We start from the raw sequence: 21,245 nt of genomic DNA, 5'->3' as shown, positions 1-21,245 counted from the left end.
GGATCATCCCCCTACATCAATGGAGGACGTACGGGGTAACACAGGGGCTTATTTTATCGGTCATGGATATATTCATCAATTCTTGATTAAATCGAATAAATTCAAGTTCTGTATTGAATCTCTTTAAGAATGGCTCCCCCTTAATGTTGATTTACTCCTACATTATAAGCATTTTGTAATTCATGGTCCAATCGCGTGGCGATGCCTGGTCGAGATCCTTTCAAGCTATTGATTTCGACCTCATCTTCCTATTCTCCTTCTTGATTAACATTGAAACTCCGCCTTTTGCTCAGTTCAAAAAAACGGGATCGCCGGACAACCACCTTCCCCGCCCTTATGCCTACAAAATCTGAAATGAGCGCTGAGCACGCTTATAAAATTCCGTCTACATTGCCTGCTCAAACTGACTAACATACAATTCATGATAAACACCATGAGATTTCAGCAGTTGCACATGAGGGCCCTGTTCGACAATCCGGCCGTTCTGGATAACCAGGATACGGTCCGCATCCTGAATCGTACTGAGCCTGTGTGCAATGACAAAGCTGGTCCGTCCCTGCATAAGAGTCTTCATAGCCTGTTGAATCTGCATTTCTGTGCGCGTATCCACACTACTTGTCGCTTCATCCAAAATCAAGATGGCAGGATCGGCGAGAATGGCGCGCGCGATCGTCAGCAGTTGACGCTGCCCGTGACTCAAATTGCTGCCTTCACTCTCCAGAATCGTATCGTAGCCATGTGGGAGCCTGGCGATAAAATCGGCAGCATTGGCCTGTCGCGCCGCTTTCTCAACCTCAATGTCAGTGGCATCAAGACGACCAAAACGAATGTTCTCCCGTATGGTCCCTGAGAATACATGAGCATCTTGCAGTACCATTCCGATCTGGCTGCGAAGCCCACGTTTATTCAGCTTTCGAATATCAAAACCATCAATGCTAACTGAACCCTCCGTCACCTCATAGAACCGGGTTAGCAGATTAACGATCGTCGTCTTTCCTGATCCGGTCGGGCCAACAATGGCGACTTTCTCGCCAGGCATTGCTCCAAAGGTAACCCCTCGCAAAATTGGCGCATTCACCTTGTAGCTGAAGGATACATCACGGAATTCAACTTTCCCGATCAAGTTCGGACACTCCGTGTCTTCCTTTTCTAATGATTCGTATTCCGACGGCAAATCTAACACTTCAAATACTCGCTCCGCTCCCGCAATGGCAGACTGGATCAGATTGTACTGATTCGCAAGTTCTGAGATCGGACGGCCAAATTGTTTTGAATAGTTCAAGAAGCTTACAATAACCCCGACTGTAGCCAATCCATGATAAGCCATCCAGCCGCCGGCACCGGCAATGATTGCAAAGCCCAGATTGTTGATAAGGTTCATGACCGGCCCTACTAGTCCGGATACAATCTGCGCTTTGATGCCGACTTTGTTCAGTTTATGACTGATCCCGCGAAACCGCTCTGTCTCCATAGCTTCCCTGACATATTGTTTAACGACCTTTTGTCCGCTGATCGTCTCTTCAATAAACCCGTTAAGCTCTCCCAAATGTCGCTGTTGATCCTTAAAATAGATTCGGCTTAAGCCCGCGATTCTACGGCTGCTTATAAGCACAAGAGGGATTGTTAACAATGCCACAACCGTGAGCGGAACATTCATAGTGAGCATAATAACCAGCGAACCACTGAGCGTAATAAGACTATTCAGAAGCTGAGTTACACTCTGATTCAGCGTATTTGATACATTCTCGATATCGTTAGTCGCCCTGCTCATCAGCTCTCCACGAGCATGTGTATCGAAAAATTGTACCGACAGTTCCTGATACTTGGCGAATAAATCACGCCGAAGCTCAAGCACCGTATTTTGTGATACTGCTGTCATCACATAAGCCTGAACCCAGGCAACCAGACTGGACAGCGCATAGATCCCAAGTAGGAGAAGGCTAAACCGAACCAGCAAATTGTATTCGCGTGGAATAACGGCGATGTCTATCGCCTTGCCAAGTAGAAACGGTGCAACAAGCGACAATACTGCATTCAGCACAGTGAAAATGTACACTACGATCAACCCGCCCCGTTGACGATTCAAATAAGCCCAGATGCGTCTAATGGTGGCACTCCGGTTCTTGGCGCGAACGATAGGTATGGCAGGCCCACCCCCTCCAGGCCCTCTGCCGAAGGCACCCTGCGGTCCGGGAACCTGTGCAGATGTACGATTATGAGTACTGGACATTACGATGCCTCCTCTTCCTTGAGCTGCGACTGTCGTATCTCCCGGTAAACCTTTGAGGTTCGCAGCAGTTCTTCGTGTGTACCCTGAGCAGCGATTACACCGTTCTCCAGAATTAGAATACGATCCGCATCAACGACAGACGAGACACGTTGCGTAATCAGAATGTTGGTGCTGCTCCCTATCTGCTGACTGAGGCGCCTCCGAATTCGTGATTCAGTTACCGCATCCAGCGCACTGGTGCTGTCGTCCATGATCAGAATAGTTGGCTGAATGAGCAGTGCCCGTGCAATGGACAGCCGCTGCTTCTGTCCTCCGGACAGATTAATTCCACGCTGACCAAGCACAGTATCGTAGCCTTCAGGAAGCCCCTTAATAAATCCATCCGCTTCTGCGGCAATGGCCGCTTGCTCAATCTCCTCATTTGTAGCATCAGGTCGCCCGTAGCGGATATTGTCGCGGATCGTCCCGCTGAACAAAATCGTTTGCTGCATAACAAATCCGATGCTTCTGCGTAAGTGCTCTAAGTCAATTTTTCGAATGTCTGTACCGTCGATCGTAATTGAACCTGATGACACCTCATAGATCCGCGACATGAGGCTGACCAGTGTTGATTTCCCCGCTCCAGTGCCGCCAAGGATAGCGACCGTTTCACCAGGCTTAGCGGTAAAAGAAATATCCTCCAACACAAGATTCTCATCTTCCGAATTATAAGCAAATGAGACTCTGTCAAACTCAATTTGACCAGCATGAACAGCATTAGTAAGTCTGTCATGAGAATTTGTAATTTCATTTGTTGTAGCGAGCACTTCGCTTACACGATCCCCGGACACTTTTGCCCGCGAGATGAATGTAAGCATACTGCTTAGCATCAGCATCGACATCAGAAGCTGGGTCACATAGTTGATAAAAGCAATCAAATCGCCGATAGGTAATCCGTGATTCCAGTTTGCTAGTCCCCCAAACCAAAGAACCGCGACAATGCTGACATTCAGCACCAACATCATGAGCGGTAAATTGAGTGACATCAGCCGTGTAACCTTGATCGCCGTCTCGGTAAAATCCTTATTCGCCTCGTTAAAGCGTTTCTGCTCATGTTCACCGCGAACAAAGGCCTTAATAACCCGCATTCCTGATAGATTTTCCTGCAGCACCGTGTTGACCCCATCCAGCTTGTTCTGCATTTTGCCAAACAGCGGGAAGGAAAGCCGGATTAGTCCATAAAGCAGTACAAACAACAGCGGAACCGAGACGAGCAGGATTAGCGTTAAGGAAGGACTGATGCGAATCGCCATAACCAAACTGCCGATAAGTAGCAGCGGTGAACGAACCAGTGATCGCAGAATAATCTGAACAAACGTCTGTAGCTGCACCACATCGTTCGTTAGACGGGTAATCAGCGATCCGGTCTTCAATTTATCCAGATTTCGATTTGAAAAAGTCTGTACATGCTCAAATAGCCGAATCCGCAGGTCGTTGCCGAAATTTTGCGACGCTATACTCGAAAATATAGTACACCCCACGCCTCCAAGCAGACCAATAAAGGCAACGCCAAGCATAGTCAGACCGGTCGAAACAATATGCATCAAATCATTTTTCATTATGCCTTTGTCCACAATACTTGCCATCAGCGTAGGTTGAAGCAAATCCATGAACACTTCAACCACCATCAGAAGGGGTGCCAGTACACACCACAGCCAGTAAGGCTTCAAAAAGCTCTTTAGCTTTGACATTTTTTCACCTGATTTCTGAAACTCTTGTTCTAAGGTCATTGTGGCTGACAATTCTATCATCAGTTACTGTTGCTGTTACTCTCATCCTTGACCTCTTCTTTTTCCCGTTTTCCATCCTGCTCCAGCATCACTTCCCGCAGCTCAAAAGCATGAATAAATTCTTGCATGATGGCATCAGTGGCTTTTAATTCACCACTTAAAACTTGCTTAATCGAATCGTATTCAGGCTGGTTCAGCTGTTGCATCAACGTGGAACGCTTGATATCCAGTCTTTCCAGAAAGGCGATGGCACGCCCTCTGCGAAAAGTCTGCGCACTTTGGATACGCTCCTTGTGGCCTTCGCCAGAATCGCAGCCCTGTTCACCAGATCCCCGGTGACCACGAGGTCCTTTCGATCGATCCCTTCCTTCACGCATTCTAAATCCCCCTCATATTGTATACAAACGTATACAAAAGTGTTTGTTATTAATCTATACCTTATTCATATCGACTGTCAAGCGTATATGCACTGTCGTTCAACACTCCCTCTTAGACGAAAAAAAGATGCTCCCTAAAAGTGAAAATCCACTTCGGGAGCATCCTCTATGCTATCGTATGACGCAAATATTTATAGGTCTTTAGAGAAACTATTTGTTATGAACTCGCGGAATCTCTCAACATGCTCATCGAGGCTTGGCTCCGCGTCAACATCAATCCACTGGATATCCTTCATGTGACGGAACCATGACATCTGTCTTTTGGCAAACCGACGGGTATCCCGTTTTAAGAGCGTTACGGCTTCGTCCATAGTCAGCTCACCCGCAAGATAAGCAGCAATCTCTTTATAGCCAAGACCCTGCATCGAGACGAGACTCCGGTCGTACCCCTGGTCTAATAATCCCTGGACCTCGGAAATCAACCCGTCAGCGAGCATGGCGTCAATTCGATCTTCGATCCGTTTATAAAGAATTTTCCGGTCCATAGTCAGACCGACTAGACACAATTCATAAGGCGATTCCTTCTTTTGCCCAGCAAGGGAGTCCGATTGCGTTATATTCGTCTGATGAAAGACCTCCAGCGCACGGATGATACGGCGACGGTCATTGGGATGCAGCCGCTCAGCGCTAACAGGGTCTACAGCAGCCAGCCTCGCATGCAGAGCAAGCGCTCCGTGCTCATCCGCGTAATCCTCCTGCTCCTTGCGGAAAGCCTCATCTGCCACCGCTTCCGAGAAGCGGAAGCCGTAGCAAAGAGATTCGATGTATAGCCCCGTGCCCCCTACTATAAATGGTAGTTTGCCTCGACTGCTGATCTCTTCAATCAGCCTGCGACCCTGCTCCTGAAACTCCGCAGCGGAATAGGCATCCTTAGGATCATGTATATCAATCAGGTGATGAGGGATACCCTCCATCTCCTCTTGTGAGATTTTGGCTGTTCCGATATCCATGCCAGTATATACCTGCATAGAATCACCGGAGATGATCTCAGCTCCGTAAGCCTTAGCGATAGCAAGACTTAGCTTGGTCTTGCCGACAGCGGTCGGTCCTAGCAGCACCAGAACCTTGCGCCTTTCTTCAGTTGTCAATCTTAATCACCCCGTACGATATTTTGGAGCTGCCGCGCAGCAGCTCTGAGAAGCCCAGCCGTGCAAATTCGTCGCTTAGAGCTTTTTCCTTCAACAGCACAGTTTTTCGGGCTACTCTCTTAGCTTCAGCCACACTCTCTAGTGACAGCGCTGCTCCGTTGGCATACTGACGTAGCGGAGAAATGGAGTCCGACGCCGTTAATGGCACGCGGAACATAGGATCGAAGTAAACAATATCTACACTGCGGTCCGGCTGTCCCCGCAAATAGTCCAAATGGTCACTATTCACGACCTGGATTCGGCGTAAAGCCTCATTTACCCGTTCCTTCCCAGTGCTGTAATGGCTCATCCCTTCAATTAGCAGTGCATATAGGGGGAGGGAGCTTTCCAGTGCTGTTACCTGGGATGACTCTCCACCATATACCGAGAAGAGCAGCGAGTCCGTACCAAGGCCAGCAGTGCAATCCAGCACACTGTCACCGGGAATCATGTCCGCAGCAGCGAGCAAGGGATCTGGTTCGCCCCTAAGAATCCGCTTGGCTCGTACATATCCCATGCTGGGATGGAACTCCATAGGCGGCATTTCGGGCCGGATCAGCCGAACTGCTTCCTGCAGTACTACCAGTACCTCTTCCTCCCCATATTGCTTCACAAGTTTGGGGAAAGAATACTTGCCACGCGGCACATATTTGCACCCCGTACGTTCTGCCAGGCGCTGTGCCCGCTGTACAATTTCCGGTATCGGGTCATTACCCGTCGTTATAATCATTGTGCCTCCTGTTCGGCTCTATACAATAAATCTTTTATAGATCAATCTTATTTCAAAACTTCACATTACCCGTTTGAACAACTTCTCCAGGTCATAGGCCGAAAAAGAAATGACAATCGGGCGCCCATGTGGGCAGGTGTATGGCTGGCGGCAAGCCGCGAGCCGGGAAATGAGGGTCTCTACTTCCTGTTCAGTCAGCTTCTGATTTGCTTTAATAGAAGCTTTGCAGGAGCATAGAATGGAAGATTTCTCACGCAGCTTGGCCAAGTCAATCGCCCGTTCGCTCAGCACCCATTCTGCCATTTCTTCAATAACCGCCTTCTCGTCCCCCTCTGGGAACCAATACGGCAGAGAACGCACTAAAAAGGTCTGTCCACCAAAATGCTCCAGGTACACACCGGCTTGCTGGAACCAATGCAGCCGTTCGCTAAGCTGGCGGCTCTCTGACGGTGTGAATTCCAGCGTAATGGGCAGCAACAGTTCCTGTGAGGCATCTTCCGGACGGCCAAACTTTTCATAATAATACTCATAGTTAATTCGTTCATGTGCTGCATGCTGATCTATTAGATACAGGCCGCTGTCATTCTGGGCAATAATGTAGGTCCCATGATGCTGGCCGATATAATTCAGCTCTGGAAAAGCGGGTAATCCCGATTCCTCGCTGGCTGCAGGCGCCCATAATTCTTCGTTCAACGGGAATTGGCCTCTGGCGGACAGGGCTGTAGGTGATGGACGATATCCACCGCTGGCATTGCTGCCACCAGCACCTCCCACCGACTGCCGGCTGCCATTCCCTGAATAATTCCCACTGGCTCCAGCAGATGAATTACGGTAGCCGTCACTAGACATTCCTCCGCCTAGCGGAGGAGAAGACAACGGATTACCTCTGCCATAGGAGGCAGTCGATTCCCGTGACTGAAATACCTCTGAATTCGCAGAAGGATTACTACCCTCATATGAACGGCCCAAACCCGCTGCCGCCAGGTCGGAATTCAACTCTTGCGGACGGGTTGCATCGCTCGGAGCCACCGGATGCTGCTGCTCACCTGAGGACACATTGGGAGCTGCTGTAATTTCACCTTCAGCTGGCGGGCGAGACGCCCCTCTACCAAATGCGAACTGTTCCTGAATAAAGGCACCGCTATTCTTGGAACCGATCGGTTCTTTACTAGGGCGAGGAATCAAGCTTTGTCCCATTAGGACCTTGCGAATCTCCTCCTCGACGAACTTGTACAGCTCATTCTCCTTGCTGAAACGCACCTCCAGCTTGGCGGGATGCACATTGACATCCACCAGCGAGGGATGCATATCGAACTTAAGCACCAGCAGCGGGTAACGATTAATCGGAAGCAGTGTATGATAAGCCCGCATAATGGCTGCATTCAGGCCATTACTGCGAATATGGCGTCCTCCAACAATCGTAGTCACCGCATTGCGGTTGGATCGCGTCCATTCCGGACGGCTGACAAAGCCGGTGATCTTGAAGTCAGGATCTTCTGCAGAGACAGGTAGCATCGCCTTGGCCGCTGACGTTCCATAGATGGCAGCAATGACCTGCAGCAGGTCACCATTGCCCAATGTGCGCAGCAGTTGATTGCCATTATGATGAAGCGTGAAGGAAATCCCGGGATGAGCAAGCGCCGTCCGGTACATCGTGTCGGAGATATGTCCGAGTTCAGTCTGAATGCTCTTCATGTATTTCAGCCTGGCCGGGGTATTGAAAAATAATTCCCGAACAGCAAAATCTGTCCCTTGTCCGGAAGGAGAATCTTCATTGATCCGCAAATTGCCGCCCTCGATCTCAATCTTGCGGCCTACACCGTCGTCCTTGCTCGCTGTGAGCAGTGACACCTTGGATACCGCCGCGATACTGGGCAGTGCCTCGCCCCGGAAGCCGAGGCTCGTGATCTGGAACAGATCACGTCCGGTCACAATCTTGCTCGTCGCATGCCGGTAGAACGCTGTCTCGCAATCATCCGGCTCGATGCCTGAGCCGTTATCCTTGACACGGATGCTCTGAAGTCCACCTTCCTCCACCGATACCTCGATCACTGTGCTTCCCGCATCAATGGCATTCTCTACAAGCTCCTTCACCACGGAGGCCGGTCGTTCAACCACTTCCCCCGCGGCGATCTGGTTGGCAATATGCTCGTCCAACACATGAATTTTCGCCATATTATTCACCCCGCTATAGGCTATCTATATTGTTAAGCTGTACATGTCTATTAGAGATCCTTGGCTTTCATTTTCAGGTCATTCAACAGACTCATCGCTTGCAGCGGCGTCATGTTCATGAGATCGGCCCCTTGAACGGCTGCGATAAAGTCTTTGAGACCCGGATGATATTGTCCCTCAGCAGGCACAGAAGCTCCTGCCCCGCCTTTGCGGGACTTGCGCGGCTCTTCCTCACCAAAGATAGAGAGCTGCACCACTTCCCCCTCGGCTTCAGGTGCCGAGAGCGATACAGTAGAATCAGGAGCATTGAGCGGCACGGCAGCCTCCGAAGCTGCGATCGAAACAGCGGCTTCAGCATAGGCCGTACCCGCTTGGGTGGACACATGATCTGTTGGCACTTCCGTCAGGCTTGCAGCAGACTCCTGAACCGAAGCGGGTCCCTCCGCACTGGAACGACGTTGCTCGGAGCCCCCGTAATGGGGCGCATTTCCGCCTGGCGCAGCTGCCTGCTCAATACTCTGGAGCAGCCCGTAGGCGCGGTCAATAATTCCTCCCGGCAGTCCAGCCAGCCGTGCGCAATAAATACCGTAGCTGCTGTCTGCCGCCCCCGGTACAAGCTTGCGCAAGAAGTTAACCTTGTCACCGCTCTCCTGCACCGCCATCGAATAGTTGCGCAGACCACCAAGACTCTGCTCCAGGTGAGCCAACTCATGAAAGTGAGTCGAGACGAGTGCCTTACAGGCAATGGTGTCATGCACGTATTCAATGACAGCTTGAGCAATGGCCATGCCCTCGCTCGTCGAAGTTCCCCGGCCCAGTTCGTCAATGATAATCAAACTGCGTGCGGTGGCTTTTTCCGTCATGACCTGAATATCGGCCATCTCCACCATGAACGTACTCTGACCGCCAATCAAGTCATCAGCGGCTCCGATCCGGGTGAAAATCCGGTCGATCAGTGGCACCTCTGCATGGGAAGCAGGGACGAAGCAGCCGATTTGGGCCATGATGCAGATCAGGGCAACCTGACGCATGTAGGTACTTTTACCCGCCATGTTCGGACCTGTAATTAGCAGAATATTGCCCTCCGCTTTGGTGAGACTGCTTCCATTAGCGATAAACGCTGCATCCTTCAACACCGCTTCCACGACCGGATGCCGTCCGCCTTCCAGCCGGAGATCGTATCCGTCGGAAAGCTTTGGCTTCACGAACCGCTGCTCTGCGCTAACAGCCGCAAGGCTCTGGTATACGTCAATCTCAGCGACCTTCTCGGCCAGATTCTGCAGTCGCGGAACCTGGGCTGCTATTCTATCACGCAGCTCTGTGAAGAGGCTGTACTCCAGATCCGTCATTTTATCCTGGGCTTCCAGAATCAGCGCCTCTTTCTCTTTCAGTTCAGGAGTCACAAAGCGCTCTGCATTCGCCAGTGTCTGTTTGCGCTCATAGCGCCCTTCTGGCAATGCGGACAGATTAGCACGGGTAATCTCTATAAAATAGCCAAATATTTTGTTATAGCCGATTTTAAGCGACTTGATACCAGTAGCCACACGCTCTTTGGCCTCAAGCTCCGCAATCCATTGCTTACCACTACTGCTCGCTTCCCGCAGCTCGTCCAGACGTTCATGGTACCCCTGACGAATAATTCCCCCATCACGTACAGATACAGGCGGATCGTCAACAATTGCCCGCGCAATGTCCTCACGCAGCTCTACGCAATCATCCATCGCTGCCCCGATCTCCTGCAAGGTGACAGAGCCTGACGTTCCACACAATTCTTTCAGTGCCGGAATCTGCTCCAGAGAAAGCTTCAGCGCATTCATATCCCGGCCATTGGCGCTCCCGAAGGCTATTCGGCCAACCAGACGCTCCAGATCATATATTTCCTTGAGTGCCTGGCGCAAATCTTCGCGAACGATGAATTGATTATATAGATAATCGACCGCTTCCAGCCGACGTTCAATCGGGGCCCGCTGGAGCAGCGGCTTGTCGATACGACGGCGCAACAGACGTGCACCCATCGACGTCTCGGTACGGTCCAGCAGCCAGAGCAGCGAGCCTTTTTTAGAACGCTCACGTACCGTCTCGGTCAGCTCCAGATTTCTGCGGGTGAATGGATCAAGAATCATATAATTGCCCGGTTCGTAAGGCGAAATCTGGCTCAGTTGTCCCAGCGACCGCCGCTGTGTCTCACTCAGGTAGGAGATCAGCAGCGAAAGACAATGGCCCCGCTCCCGTTCCAGCCGTACCCAAGCCGACTCACCGAACTGGCGACGAGCCAATTCCTCGTCCCGTTTCTCCCACGGGGTGTATACGACTGGCTTGGCCAGCAGCGAAGCTTCGCTCCGCAGGGTCTCCAGCAGGACTGCATCACCGATGATCTCGGCGGGCTCATAAATGCCGATCTCGTCTCGCAACCACTCTGCGCCGGACAGCACGGAAGTTACATATAGCTCACCTGTGGTCAAATCACAGGCAGCCAGTGCCATCATTCCTTCCAACTCAGTGACACAGACCAAATAATTATTGTTCTTGTCAGAAATGATTTTGCCATCCATTACCGTTCCCGGTGTCACGACGCGCACAATATCTCTGCGCACCATCCCCTTCGTTACAGCAGGATCATCCAGTTGTTCGCAGATAGCGACCTTGTAACCTTTTTCGATCAAACGCTGTATGTAACCCTCAGCAGCATGGTATGGGACTCCGCACATCGGAATCTTCTCGTCGCCCCCACCCTCGCGTCCGGTTAATGTTATTTCCAGTTCCTTTGACGCCAGCACGGCATCCTCGAAGAACATCTCATAAAAATCACCTAATCGAAAAAAGAGGAATGCATCCTTCGCTCCTTCTTTCACACGTAGGTACTGCTCTATCATCGGCGTATATTTTGCCATGGTCTACCTCCAAGCCTTTTTCATGCTAACCTCTATTATAACAGAAAGTTCGCTCTCAAAGTTACCCTTGGTAAGTTGTACTGCTGGCTACTGCTATAGAGATCCGAATTTCCCCAAGTTACGGCTACTTCTATTTAATTTTAAGTTCAAGCTGCACAAATATTGGATGAATCGAATAAATGGCTAGGAGCAAAATGCTCATGACAAATTTCTCACGACAATCCCAAAATAAACGATTTCGTATGAGAAAGCTAACTGGAGATTACTGGTTGGCTTCCACTAGCCCACCATTTGTTGAAGCAAGCCAGCAATAACAAAAAAATAGAGCAGCGATCCTCCTCTAACGGGAAAATCGCTGCTCTACCGTCTTTTTACAGCTCTTTAAAAAAACAGGACTGCCTCATCCTTAGAGCATCCCTATAAGGACAGCCCGATTCTTAATGGGGGATTAGGATTGTATAGCGGGAATAATCTCATCGGGCTTTCCCACCTGCCATAACCTGCGAATATCACGGGATTCATCCCAGGTTCGCCCTGCGGAGATATAGCGAAGCAGGGGCTCAATATGTGGGGCGGCCTTCTCGTAGCCGCCCAAGGCTCTAATGTGGGCCGCCAAGGGAACGAAGGCGGCCCGCAAGGGGGTTCTGTCGCCGCTGTAGTAGGCGGCATGCAGATCTTCCCGGTCGAGCGGGCGGAGCGGCAGGTCTTCATAATGGCTCACGATCAGGTGAGCCAGATGGACCACGCCTTTGGCGATGACCGGGGAGACCAAGAAGCTCGGCAAGGTGCGGTACTCGAAGCCGCCATGCGGCTGGTACCGAAAATCGCCGAGCACACCATAACGCGGACGCCGCGAGGACGCTCTGGCGTCCTCCAGCAGCGTAATGGGCAGCGCGAGATAGTTGTCGAGCGCGCGCAGGAGCGGCGCGGTCAGCGTCACGCCGCTGAAGTGAAGATGGCCGCCGAGGGCCCAGCCCGCCAGCGGCATGCCTCCCGCCCGCCACGCCAGCGTGCGGTCGGCGATGAGCCGGTCCGCCGTAGCCGCGGCGGACATGAGCTGCGCCAGCAGCGCGCGCGGTTCCCCGCGCGGCTTAGGGCGCAGCTCGGCTACCGGGAACGCGCCACGCGTTCCCGGGGGCCCGGCGTCGCAGCCCGCGACGCCTGCCATGGGCAGGTACCGCGACGCAGGCACGACGCGGCCCGTGTCCACCCGGAGTAATAGAAACTCCGGGTCCATTCCCATGAGCAGCCCCGGGCGCCCGGGCTGCTCACTCGCCAGGCTGCGCGCCAATGCCTGCGCAGCCGCAACGTGAGGCTCCGGGAGCGACTTGCCCGGAGCCATTGCCAGTGGTGTCACAGCCTCCACCACATACCGGCGCCCGCCCATGGCGGTCAGCAGCACTTCCCCGCTGTCCAGACCCAGGCTATACAATGCGCGGATGGCCAAAGCGTCCACGTGCCGCCGGAAGCTTCTGCTCTCACCCGAAGCGGCTCCGTTTCCCCTCCATATTCGGCCATTCACGTTTCTTTCTGCATCACTACCACTACCTGCACCCATCGAATCATTTAACCGATCTATCGCATACGCCTGGGAACTTTCCCCGCTTGTCAGCCAGTTTGCCCATTCAGCATCCTGGTTTTCGGTCGCAAGTCTCCCGGGGCGTTGATCCGCTCGAAAGCCTCCCGGTGGTCCAAAGGAACTATGGATAGCCACCTTCATTCCCGATCCTGCTCCAAGGGGGGCAATGTCCAGCACCGCAAGATTATAAATAGAAATGGCGTAGCGTTGCCGATATCTTCCCCTGTGGTTAACTGCCTTGTATGTATTGTCAGCGGAGTTCCCCATCTCCCAGACAGGACTACGCTCCCTACCTACTCTGGCGTTGTCCCCCAGTTCATCGATGAGCAGTTTCCTCTTACCGTTCATAGTGAGTGCTGCTTCCAGTCCACTGCGCTGCAGGCGCTGCTCCCTCTGCTCCGGCGAAAGAGACCTGTAGACTGCTATCCCTTCATTGATCATCTTCCCGCCCTCCTTCGGGCTGATAGTGATGTGGTCCACAACCTGATTCTCCCATGCAGCAAGAACCCTCAGCAGAGCTGGCTTTGGCAAACGTTCCCGAGGTTCATGCGCAAATAGCAAAAAACGGCTTCCCGTCATACGGAAGACACCGTTTTTGCCATAGAGATTAAACTTTTGTGGAACTAATTACAACCTCTGATTTTTAGATCGAGCCAAAAAATTTTTCAAAAAAAGGAGGGCATTCGCCCTCTTCGCCGCCGCCCTCCCAACATATAATGAACCATATCTCATTCATCTTAAGGCAAGCGGCGGCGCATCCTTCTTACAACTCATCATCCAGGGCGTCAGGGTCTAAATCTTCATAATCGAAGGTTTCGCCGTCAAAATCATAATCCTTGTCTTCCAGATCATCGATTTGATCACTTACAAACACGCGGACTTTGGTCTCAGCCACCAATTCCGCTTCAAACTCCCGCTCCACGCGAAGGGTGACGCTTCCGCCTCCCGGCGATACGCCCGCTTCTACACAGTTTGGTTCCTGCGTTGCCTCCGCAGAGACCTCTACTGTAGATGCGCGGTGTCTCGGGTCCAGGTACGACAGAGGAATAACTTCCACATAAGAGACCGTTTCTTTAGCTACCTCGGTCTGCTTATTCTTGTCGTACGAGTACCAGATGTTCACATCATAAGTACCGATTACTTCGATTCCGTTACCGGCGGCAACCGCTTCGTATTGGTGGTTGATAATCCATGCCCCCAGAATACTTGTCGGATGATGTGGCGGAGTCACGGTATGAGTTGCGGTAGAGAACTTACGACCTTTGCCGCAAATTGCCTTCGTAATGATCTCCCTTGTTTGACGTTTATGGCCTAATGACATCTTTGAACCTCCTCCATACAATCATTCACTATCAAGTGTATGCAGGTTCTAGGCATTTGTTGATTGTTAGACTATAAATAAATTTGAGTAAGCCCTCCCGGACCCGGCCGCGAGGGTTATAGTACATTTTATTTCATTAGATACGATGGTATGAGTACATTTTATTGTGGAATTACCCTTACAATACCAAGGTTTCTCTGCTTGCTCAGGTCCACGAAGTCCTCCCCGATGTTCACGAGCGGACGAAGAGGGTCATGCGAGAGGATCATCACAATTCTTCCTGCCCGCCCATCGGTCAGCTCCACCTCGTTCCCTATCATGGACTGCATCAGTTTATCAATAAAGACTCGGCAAATATAAGGATCAAGCTTCCCGTACACACTCTCCTCCATCTGTGTCAGAACCTCGTAAAGCGGAGACGCCTTTCGATAGAAACGGTCTGAAGTCATGGCATGGAAAATATCGCAGATCGCTACGATTTTGCTAAAATCCGTAATCCGGTGTCCAAGCACCCCGAACGGATAGCCGCTGCCATCCATTCGCTCATGATGCTGAAGAGCTACAAGCGCCTGATTGTGATTCGTGCCCACCGTGTCCCGCACCATTTCGTAGCCATACGTAGTATGCTTTTTCATTATCTGAAACTCTTCTTCGCTCAGCGGTCCTGGCTTGGTTAGAATCTCAGCCGGCACCATAATCTTTCCGATATCATGCAGGGTGGCCGCAATGGTCAGCTGGCTGAGATCCTCCGGCTTCATCTTGAGCCACTTGCCCAGCAGCGTTGAGAGAATCCCTACTGCAACATTGTGCCTGTATGTATAATCGTCCTTTGACTGCAACGCAGCCAATATACCATAGAAATCATTCTTCTCCGTAACCTGATGGATGAAAGGAATGACTTCATTTCGGAGCTCAATCATGGGAATGCGCTTGCTTTTATTATAACGGATCTGTTCAAAAATACTTTCCATTGCAGTCGTACAGTCGTCGACAGCGATCTGGAAAAAGGCCGCGCCATCCAAATGAATAACGTCCTTCTCCTCCAGCGTAATCTTGTGCTGACTGATCAATCGGATATGTTCGGCGCTTAACAAGGTCATCGCAGGCAATACAAAGACGCCCTTGCTGTTGAACAAGTTGGTAACCAGTTGCTTCCCGATATACTCCTCGTTGCTACTATTCATGCTCTCACCTGCCAGAGCAGAAAACCCGAGACTACGGAATTTCCTGCTGTATTTGAATCCTCACTGTTACTGTTCACAATGTATCTCCTGGGGTACTATTTTATTGCTTAATTATACTTATCGTTATTTTACTATTGTTTGTTAATACCTGTCCCGGGCTTCGAGGCCTAATCTCAGCTTTTACGGGCAGAATTCCGTGAAGGACGAACTACCTCATGTCCGACTGGATTCTTATGTTGTTTGGCAATTTTCAGGTACAGAGTCAGTTCACGACACAGTTGAAGAATCGCTGAACGCACTTCGAATTCCTCCCGGGAAGCCGGGAGCTCCATACGCTTGAATTCCTGCTCTACCTCCTGCAGCAAGTGCTCCGTTCGACCTGTATATTCTTCAGCCTTCACATCGCTGCTCAGTTGATCGAAGAGCTCAGCCATCATTTCACCATGCGGCAATTGCCGGTAGACCTGGGAGAGTAGTTGAACCATGTTCTGGATGGATTCTAACTGCTCTTTTCGCATATAAAAATAGACATTCCACGCTTCATCGGGATGAATCACATGATTCTCCATCTCCCGCGTCGCAGCTGTCAGTCCTCGCTGGACGGCTGCGTTAGCTCCGATCAGTTCCTTACCATCCCAGACATAGGCAGGGTCACGCAATGTGCGAGCCATCTGGGTGAAGATCACAGAGAAATAACCATCCACTTCCTTGCGAATGGCTGAAATTGCCCCACCTGCATGCGGCATATAGATCAAATTCACCAATCCTGCCGACCCAAGTCCGATTACGAGCAGCTCAATCTGCTGGAACAGGACGTGTAAGGTGATTTCGGCTTGTCCAAAAACCCGAAAAACGATAACAGAGCTGGTGACGATTCCTTCCTTAAAGCCTGCTCGCACAATTAGCGGAAAGCCAAACAGCACATAGAGTCCGAGTACCCAGTAATGAAAGCCCAGAGCCCAGAATAAAATACAACCCAAAAAGAGTCCCACGAGCGAGGCGAAAAAGCGCGCCGATATCGTTCGGAGACTCCTTTTGCGGGTCACTTCCACCCCTAAAATAGCCAGCAGACCTGCGCTTTGCGCATTTGGTATGCCTACAGCGGCTGCCAGCAGAATAGACAGCAGTGTGGCCGCCGCGGTTTTGATAACACGAAATCCCATGAACAATACTCTCCTTAACTACTTTCGCTTCTTAATTAAAGTACAGATAATATAGTCATGGTACAAGATTTTCCTGAAGGGCACAACTTGTCATCGCCTTTTTAACGCCGATTTAACAGTAGCTTCTCCACATAAACAACCAGTTGATACATAGCCGTTGCGACCGCTGCAATGATGAGCAGACTCGACATCACCAGCGTAAAGTTGAAGACTTGAAAGCCGTAGATAATGAGATAACCAAGACCTGATTTTGCGACCAGAAATTCACCTACAATGACTCCTACCCAAGACATGCCAACATTCACTTTCAGCGTAGATACAATAGCAGGGAACGAAGCAGGCAGAATAACCTTGAAGAAGACCTGCACCCGTGTGCCGCCGAATGACCGCACTACCCTGACCAGATTGGGATCGACACTGCAGAAGCTATTATAGACAACAAGTGTAGTTACAATGATCGTGATGGACAACGTAGTCATTACTATCGCTGTGAACCCGGCACCAAACATCACAATAAAGATTGGACCAAGCGCTACTTTTGGCATACTGTTGAATACGACCATATACGGATCCAGTACAGCGGATAAAAAAGGCGACCACCAGATCACAACCGCAAGCAGTGTACCGAGCAGCGTTCCTAGCACGAAGCCTGCCGCAGTCTCTCCAACCGTGATTCCCAAATGCGGCCAGAGACTACCGCTAACCATATCGCCCCAGATTTGCCGGAACACCTTGCTCGGATAGCTGAACAATAGTTGATCGACCCAGCCCAGCCGTGCACTGACTTCCCAGAGGGCAAAGAACACCAGCAGCAGGCTGGTGCGGACCGCGAAAACCCGATTTTTCTCTCGTCGTTTCTCTTGCCTAAATACGCTGTGCATCTGCCGCAGCCATGATTCGCGGGAAGCTGCGATCCCGGATATTTCCGATTGCTCCACAAGCGTTCCCTCCTTACGTTCAGCGTTACATCCCTAAATTGACTTGCTCCCCGCCTGCTCTATTTCTTTCCACACCTCATGAAAAAGCTCTGCAAAGCCCGGCTGATCCCGTGCATACAAAGGCGGAACCTCACGGATAGACTCCGGTACGGTGAACACCTTGCGGATTCTTCCCGGATTTGGTTCCAGCAGAATCACCCGGTTGCTGACCGCAATCGCTTCAGAGAGATCGTGAGTAACCAGGATCGCTGTCGTCCCGCGGCGGCGCAGCGTCTCCGACACCAGATCTTCAAGCTGCAGCTTGATTTGGTAATCGAGCGCCGAGAACGGTTCATCCAGTAGAAGCAAACCGGGGTCTGTGGCCAGGGTACGCACGAGCGCTACGCGCTGCCGCATGCCGCCGGAGAGCTCTGATGGATAAGCGTTCTCTTTTCCCGCTAGCCCCATGTCTCCCAGCAGCTCCATGGTCTTTCTGCGGTTCTCCTCATTAAGATTACCGGTCAATTCTAGCCCTAACAGGGCATTGTCAAGAATACTGCGCCAGGGAAACAGATAGTCCTGCTGGAGCATGTAGCCGATGTCAGGGGAAGGGCTATGGATGGGACGGCCATAGACGGAGACCTCTCCTTCAGATGGCTGCAATAATCCGGCAATAATCGAGAGGAGCGTTGTTTTACCACAGCCACTAGGTCCAACCAGACTGACGAATTCTCCACTAACGATACTGAGGTTCAGGTCTTCAACAGCCAGAGAAGCTTCCCGTTCGCCCAAGTAAGCATGTGTGACTCCTTTTAATTCCACTACCGGCAGCATATCCACCTTCTCCTTTCCAGCCCATCTTTATTTACCGGATTGACCTGCGAGACTGTCCCGGGATTTTTTAGCAAATCGGTTATTCACAATTTTGTCTAAGGGTACACGTTCCTTCAACTCACCGGCATTTTCCATAACATCCAGCAGGTTATTCCACTCTTTATTGTCAATGATGGGATCTGTCGCATACGTATCCTGCTCTTTGTAGCGCTTAATCGACGAGATCACGATATCCCGATCTATCTTGTCAAAAAACGGCAGTACCGCATCCGCAATCTGCTCCGGGCTATGCTCCTTCACCCAAGTTTGAGCCCGCTGGATCGCATTGGTGAACTTTTGGACCGTGTCGCTATTTTTGCTGATATAACTCTTCTTGGACATGAAGACTGTGTACGGCAAGTAACCACTCTCCACCCCGAATGAAGCTACAACAGAACCCCGTCCTTCACGCTCAAAGATAGAAGCCTGCGGCTCGAACAGTTGTACATAGTCCCCCGTTCCAGAAGCAAAGGCACCGGTAATGTTGGCAAAATCAATATTTTGAATCAGCTTCACATCTTTGGCGGAATCGATACCTTTCTGCTTCAGCGTAAATTCGCCGGCCATTTGCGGCATGCCACCTTTTCGTTGACCGAGAAAAACAGATCCCTTCACATCATCCCACTTGAACTGCCCTGAAGCTTTGCGAGCAAAGAGAAAGGTTCCGTCCCGCTGAGTAAGTTGTGCAAAGTTGATCACCGGATCATCGGCTCCCTGTTGGGATACATAAATTGAAGTTTCGGAGCCAACAAGCGCCACATCAATCGCTCCCGAGAGCAGAGCCGTCATTGTCTTGTCTCCGCCAGGAATGGTCTGCAGCTCCACTTCCAGACCCTCATCCTTGAAAAAATTCTGTGACAGCGCGACATACTCAGGCGCATAGAACACCGAACGGGTCACCTCGCCGATCTTCACCTTCACCGACGCCGGGTCGCCCCCGCAGCCGGCAAGTACGGACAAACACAGAGCGATGATCAAGAACAACAACGAGTGTTTATTTCTTCTATTCATCCTTCATTCTCCTTTCTTACCGGGTCTTTCGCCCTTGCTTGCAGCATATGCGGGTGCCTAAAGAATGGTTAAGAAGACCACGATGCTCCGGAGCACAGGTACTAAACCTAGTAAAAATAGGTACATTGGCGGATACTCATTTTTTTGAAAAACATGGAAACTATGTTTGAGAGACTTTGAGATTCATGAGAAAACGCCAAAATGGCCGGAACCAAAGTATCGGCCCTGCCTGATGTGTGTCACTGTATTTGCTTACGCGTATTTTGGCTAAGGTTTGATGCGGGCTCCGGGCTTCATAGTTCCCGTGCTGGTCGCAGCGTCAGATTGGCGCCGCCTTCAGAACCCATTGTGTGATAGCGTTGCAGAATTCCGCTTTGGTCGTTGGAGCAGCAATCATCCAATCTTCAGTTCCACGTCCGATACGCAGCACAAATGCGCCGGATGGATCGGCGATATAGGAAGCATACTGGGTCTTCCAGCCGCCGGGATAATGCATGCAAAGCCGCAATTCACCCTTGGACGTGTACTTTTTCATGATTCTGGCTAATCGGGTCGCGTTCATGACATCACCGCTTGCTTCCTCCAGTAAATTTGACAGGATATGTCCCGGAAGGGTTGCCGCCTCTTCCCTGATCTCCTCGAATCTCTTCCTGGACAGCAACATAGCGGGCGCCGTCTGGCTATCACTTTCAGAATCTCCGCAACCATTTAGTAAATCGATACAGGCCTGACGCACCGCTGCAGGCTCTCTTAACTCCCAGCTTGACAATCCAGGTGTTCTCAGACAAAAAATCCATGTAGTATCCCTATGAACCAGCAAGCAAACATCTCTTTTAAGACCCGCTTCGACGTACTGCAGCCGGCACAGCCGAGATCCTGCAGCTGCCTTGTTCAATATCTTCTCAATATCACCACTCATCGCCTGCTCTGGAAACAGAAAACGGGCCAGGATCACTCTTTCCTTTTCATTCACATCATTATATCCTTCCTTTATTACTCCACTGATCATAATTAAATCAAAAAACACTACATAAAGAAATAAAACTAGTAATCTTTATGTTATCATAAGCTAATTTTAAGGTAAAATTAAGAAACACCCAGTATTATCATTACTATGAAATACTTGTAGCGAGGTGGATTCCAAATGAGAATGGTTATAACATTTCAGAACAAACTTGTACCTGTGTATTTCACAACAGAAAATAAACAGCCGACTCAAAAAGTGCTCCGGTTACTCAACAGCACCTTGGATCTCAAAATTCAAAAAGGCAAAAGTGCCCTCCAGAAATGCTTGAATTCTCTGATCAGTATTGAAATTAAAGGCTCCGAAGCTATATTGCACAGTTACAGTGAAAATGATTCATTGGCGCTATCCCTCTATTAATAGAGGGATAGTTTTTTTATTATCCAGACAACTCAAAGAGGCATACGCCTCTTCGCCTGAAGGGATATGCCTGTCTATTGCTGAAACAACCGACTACCTTTTAACTATTGAATAGAACGGTTTAGCTGGTTTTGTACTTTGTTTCTTCCGCCTTTTCGGCCTTTTGTATACGAAGCTTGAACAGCTCGACTAGATTTAGACGTGTGTGTTCTTCGTGACAGCTGTCCAATTTCTTAATAATAAAACGGTCAATGGACATGTCAATCGCTCCTTTTATTCATTTCTTGTTTATCAGACTCTTCTCGTGTCAGGAATTTTATTCCTTTTCCCCTTCGTACTCCTATATACCCTCTCTACATATTCCTAAACGCATGTATTCGCTGTTCAGACACTAAATTTATTTTATATATATTAATGTTTACAAACTTAATTACAAGTGCTATATTATATTCAG

General features: G+C 50.3%; 17 protein-coding genes. 1 reads left to right on the top strand and 16 read right to left on the bottom strand.

The features are described 5' to 3' along the window. Positions 1 to 385 precede the first annotated feature (385 nt). The 15 genes from AC3Y23_RS07150 to AC3Y23_RS07080 all read right to left on the bottom strand — a co-directional run bounded on the left by AC3Y23_RS07150 (position 386) and on the right by AC3Y23_RS07080 (position 20,380). Positions 386 to 2,230: an ABC transporter ATP-binding protein gene (locus AC3Y23_RS07150; protein WP_379197054.1), complete on the bottom strand. Its 1,845-nt coding sequence runs from the start codon at positions 2,228 to 2,230 to the stop codon at positions 386 to 388. Continuing rightward, a complete protein-coding gene (locus AC3Y23_RS07145) occupies positions 2,230 to 3,960 on the bottom strand; it encodes an ABC transporter ATP-binding protein (protein ID WP_379197052.1) in 1,731 nt (576 codons plus the stop codon). The genes AC3Y23_RS07150 and AC3Y23_RS07145 overlap by 1 nt, the downstream gene beginning before the upstream one ends. A gap of 59 nt (positions 3,961 to 4,019) precedes the next feature. Continuing rightward, a complete protein-coding gene (locus AC3Y23_RS07140; protein ID WP_379197050.1) occupies positions 4,020 to 4,376 on the bottom strand; it encodes a hypothetical protein in 357 nt (118 codons plus the stop codon). A gap of 191 nt (positions 4,377 to 4,567) precedes the next feature. Further along, on the bottom strand, positions 4,568 to 5,524 hold the full coding sequence (gene miaA, locus AC3Y23_RS07135) for a tRNA (adenosine(37)-N6)-dimethylallyltransferase MiaA (RefSeq protein ID WP_379197048.1): 957 nt from the start codon (positions 5,522 to 5,524) through the stop codon (positions 4,568 to 4,570). Next, positions 5,514 to 6,293 (bottom strand): class I SAM-dependent methyltransferase, encoded by a 780-nt coding sequence (locus AC3Y23_RS07130; protein WP_379197046.1) that lies wholly within the window; start codon positions 6,291 to 6,293, stop codon positions 5,514 to 5,516. The genes miaA and AC3Y23_RS07130 overlap by 11 nt, the downstream gene beginning before the upstream one ends. A 60-nt stretch (positions 6,294 to 6,353) precedes the next feature. Then, a complete protein-coding gene (gene mutL / locus AC3Y23_RS07125; protein ID WP_379197044.1) occupies positions 6,354 to 8,468 on the bottom strand; it encodes a DNA mismatch repair endonuclease MutL in 2,115 nt (704 codons plus the stop codon). 50 nt (positions 8,469 to 8,518) lie between these two features. Next, positions 8,519 to 11,359 carry a DNA mismatch repair protein MutS gene (mutS, locus tag AC3Y23_RS07120; protein WP_379197042.1) on the bottom strand — a complete coding sequence of 947 codons (2,841 nt, stop codon included), beginning with the start codon at positions 11,357 to 11,359 and terminating at the stop codon, positions 8,519 to 8,521. 448 nt (positions 11,360 to 11,807) lie between these two features. After that, a complete protein-coding gene (locus AC3Y23_RS07115; protein WP_379197040.1) occupies positions 11,808 to 13,379 on the bottom strand; it encodes a putative amidoligase domain-containing protein in 1,572 nt (523 codons plus the stop codon). Positions 13,380 to 13,701: 322 nt separating this feature from the next. Further along, the gene (locus tag AC3Y23_RS07110; RefSeq protein ID WP_379197038.1) at positions 13,702 to 14,259 is read right to left on the bottom strand and encodes an outer spore coat protein CotE; all 558 of its coding nucleotides are present in this window, start codon (positions 14,257 to 14,259) and stop codon (positions 13,702 to 13,704) included. A gap of 161 nt (positions 14,260 to 14,420) precedes the next feature. Further along, positions 14,421 to 15,443 (bottom strand): HD-GYP domain-containing protein, encoded by a 1,023-nt coding sequence (locus AC3Y23_RS07105; RefSeq protein WP_379197036.1) that lies wholly within the window; start codon positions 15,441 to 15,443, stop codon positions 14,421 to 14,423. Positions 15,444 to 15,616: 173 nt separating this feature from the next. After that, positions 15,617 to 16,606, bottom strand: a complete 990-nt coding sequence (locus AC3Y23_RS07100) for an aromatic acid exporter family protein (protein ID WP_379197034.1) — start codon at positions 16,604 to 16,606, stop codon at positions 15,617 to 15,619. 101 nt (positions 16,607 to 16,707) lie between these two features. Next, positions 16,708 to 17,487 (bottom strand): ABC transporter permease, encoded by a 780-nt coding sequence (locus AC3Y23_RS07095; protein WP_379197166.1) that lies wholly within the window; start codon positions 17,485 to 17,487, stop codon positions 16,708 to 16,710. Positions 17,488 to 17,577: 90 nt separating this feature from the next. After that, positions 17,578 to 18,357 carry an ABC transporter ATP-binding protein gene (locus tag AC3Y23_RS07090; RefSeq protein WP_379197032.1) on the bottom strand — a complete coding sequence of 260 codons (780 nt, stop codon included), beginning with the start codon at positions 18,355 to 18,357 and terminating at the stop codon, positions 17,578 to 17,580. 27 nt (positions 18,358 to 18,384) lie between these two features. After that, positions 18,385 to 19,407 carry an ABC transporter substrate-binding protein gene (locus tag AC3Y23_RS07085; protein WP_379197030.1) on the bottom strand — a complete coding sequence of 341 codons (1,023 nt, stop codon included), beginning with the start codon at positions 19,405 to 19,407 and terminating at the stop codon, positions 18,385 to 18,387. Between the two features lie 319 nt (positions 19,408 to 19,726). Then, complete coding sequence (locus AC3Y23_RS07080) at positions 19,727 to 20,380, bottom strand: hypothetical protein (RefSeq protein WP_379197028.1); 654 nt, start codon at positions 20,378 to 20,380, stop codon at positions 19,727 to 19,729. Positions 20,381 to 20,551: 171 nt separating this feature from the next. On the opposite strand from AC3Y23_RS07080, the gene AC3Y23_RS07075 reads away from it, so the two are divergent. Then, a complete protein-coding gene (locus AC3Y23_RS07075) occupies positions 20,552 to 20,791 on the top strand; it encodes a hypothetical protein (RefSeq protein WP_379197026.1) in 240 nt (79 codons plus the stop codon). Positions 20,792 to 20,912: 121 nt separating this feature from the next. Here the strand turns inward: AC3Y23_RS07075 and AC3Y23_RS07070 are convergent, their stop codons facing one another. Further along, on the bottom strand, positions 20,913 to 21,050 hold the full coding sequence (locus AC3Y23_RS07070) for a hypothetical protein (RefSeq protein ID WP_379197024.1): 138 nt from the start codon (positions 21,048 to 21,050) through the stop codon (positions 20,913 to 20,915). Between the last annotated feature and the right edge of the window lie 195 nt (positions 21,051 to 21,245).

The sequence above is a fragment of the Paenibacillus sp. MAHUQ-45 genome (assembly GCF_058133325.1).
Note: the sequence above shows the minus strand (reverse complement) of the source record. Positions and strands in the feature narration are given on the sequence as shown.

What these genes read in the sequence shown, in the direction of transcription:
- AC3Y23_RS07150 (WP_379197054.1), bottom strand. Translation starts at nt 2,230, where the DNA reads ATGTCCAGTACTCATAATCGTACATCTGCACAGGTTCCCGGACCGCAG.
- AC3Y23_RS07145 (WP_379197052.1), bottom strand. Translation starts at nt 3,960, where the DNA reads ATGTCAAAGCTAAAGAGCTTTTTGAAGCCTTACTGGCTGTGGTGTGTA.
- AC3Y23_RS07140 (WP_379197050.1), bottom strand. Translation starts at nt 4,376, where the DNA reads ATGCGTGAAGGAAGGGATCGATCGAAAGGACCTCGTGGTCACCGGGGA.
- AC3Y23_RS07130 (WP_379197046.1), bottom strand. Translation starts at nt 6,293, where the DNA reads ATGATTATAACGACGGGTAATGACCCGATACCGGAAATTGTACAGCGG.
- mutL (WP_379197044.1), bottom strand. Translation starts at nt 8,468, where the DNA reads ATGGCGAAAATTCATGTGTTGGACGAGCATATTGCCAACCAGATCGCC.
- mutS (WP_379197042.1), bottom strand. Translation starts at nt 11,359, where the DNA reads ATGGCAAAATATACGCCGATGATAGAGCAGTACCTACGTGTGAAAGAA.
- AC3Y23_RS07115 (WP_379197040.1), bottom strand. Translation starts at nt 13,379, where the DNA reads ATGATCAATGAAGGGATAGCAGTCTACAGGTCTCTTTCGCCGGAGCAG.
- AC3Y23_RS07110 (WP_379197038.1), bottom strand. Translation starts at nt 14,259, where the DNA reads ATGTCATTAGGCCATAAACGTCAAACAAGGGAGATCATTACGAAGGCA.
- AC3Y23_RS07105 (WP_379197036.1), bottom strand. Translation starts at nt 15,443, where the DNA reads ATGAATAGTAGCAACGAGGAGTATATCGGGAAGCAACTGGTTACCAAC.
- AC3Y23_RS07100 (WP_379197034.1), bottom strand. Translation starts at nt 16,606, where the DNA reads ATGGGATTTCGTGTTATCAAAACCGCGGCGGCCACACTGCTGTCTATT.
- AC3Y23_RS07095 (WP_379197166.1), bottom strand. Translation starts at nt 17,487, where the DNA reads ATGCACAGCGTATTTAGGCAAGAGAAACGACGAGAGAAAAATCGGGTT.
- AC3Y23_RS07090 (WP_379197032.1), bottom strand. Translation starts at nt 18,357, where the DNA reads ATGCTGCCGGTAGTGGAATTAAAAGGAGTCACACATGCTTACTTGGGC.
- AC3Y23_RS07085 (WP_379197030.1), bottom strand. Translation starts at nt 19,407, where the DNA reads ATGAATAGAAGAAATAAACACTCGTTGTTGTTCTTGATCATCGCTCTG.
- AC3Y23_RS07075 (WP_379197026.1), top strand. Translation starts at nt 20,552, where the DNA reads ATGAGAATGGTTATAACATTTCAGAACAAACTTGTACCTGTGTATTTC.
- AC3Y23_RS07070 (WP_379197024.1), bottom strand. Translation starts at nt 21,050, where the DNA reads ATGTCCATTGACCGTTTTATTATTAAGAAATTGGACAGCTGTCACGAA.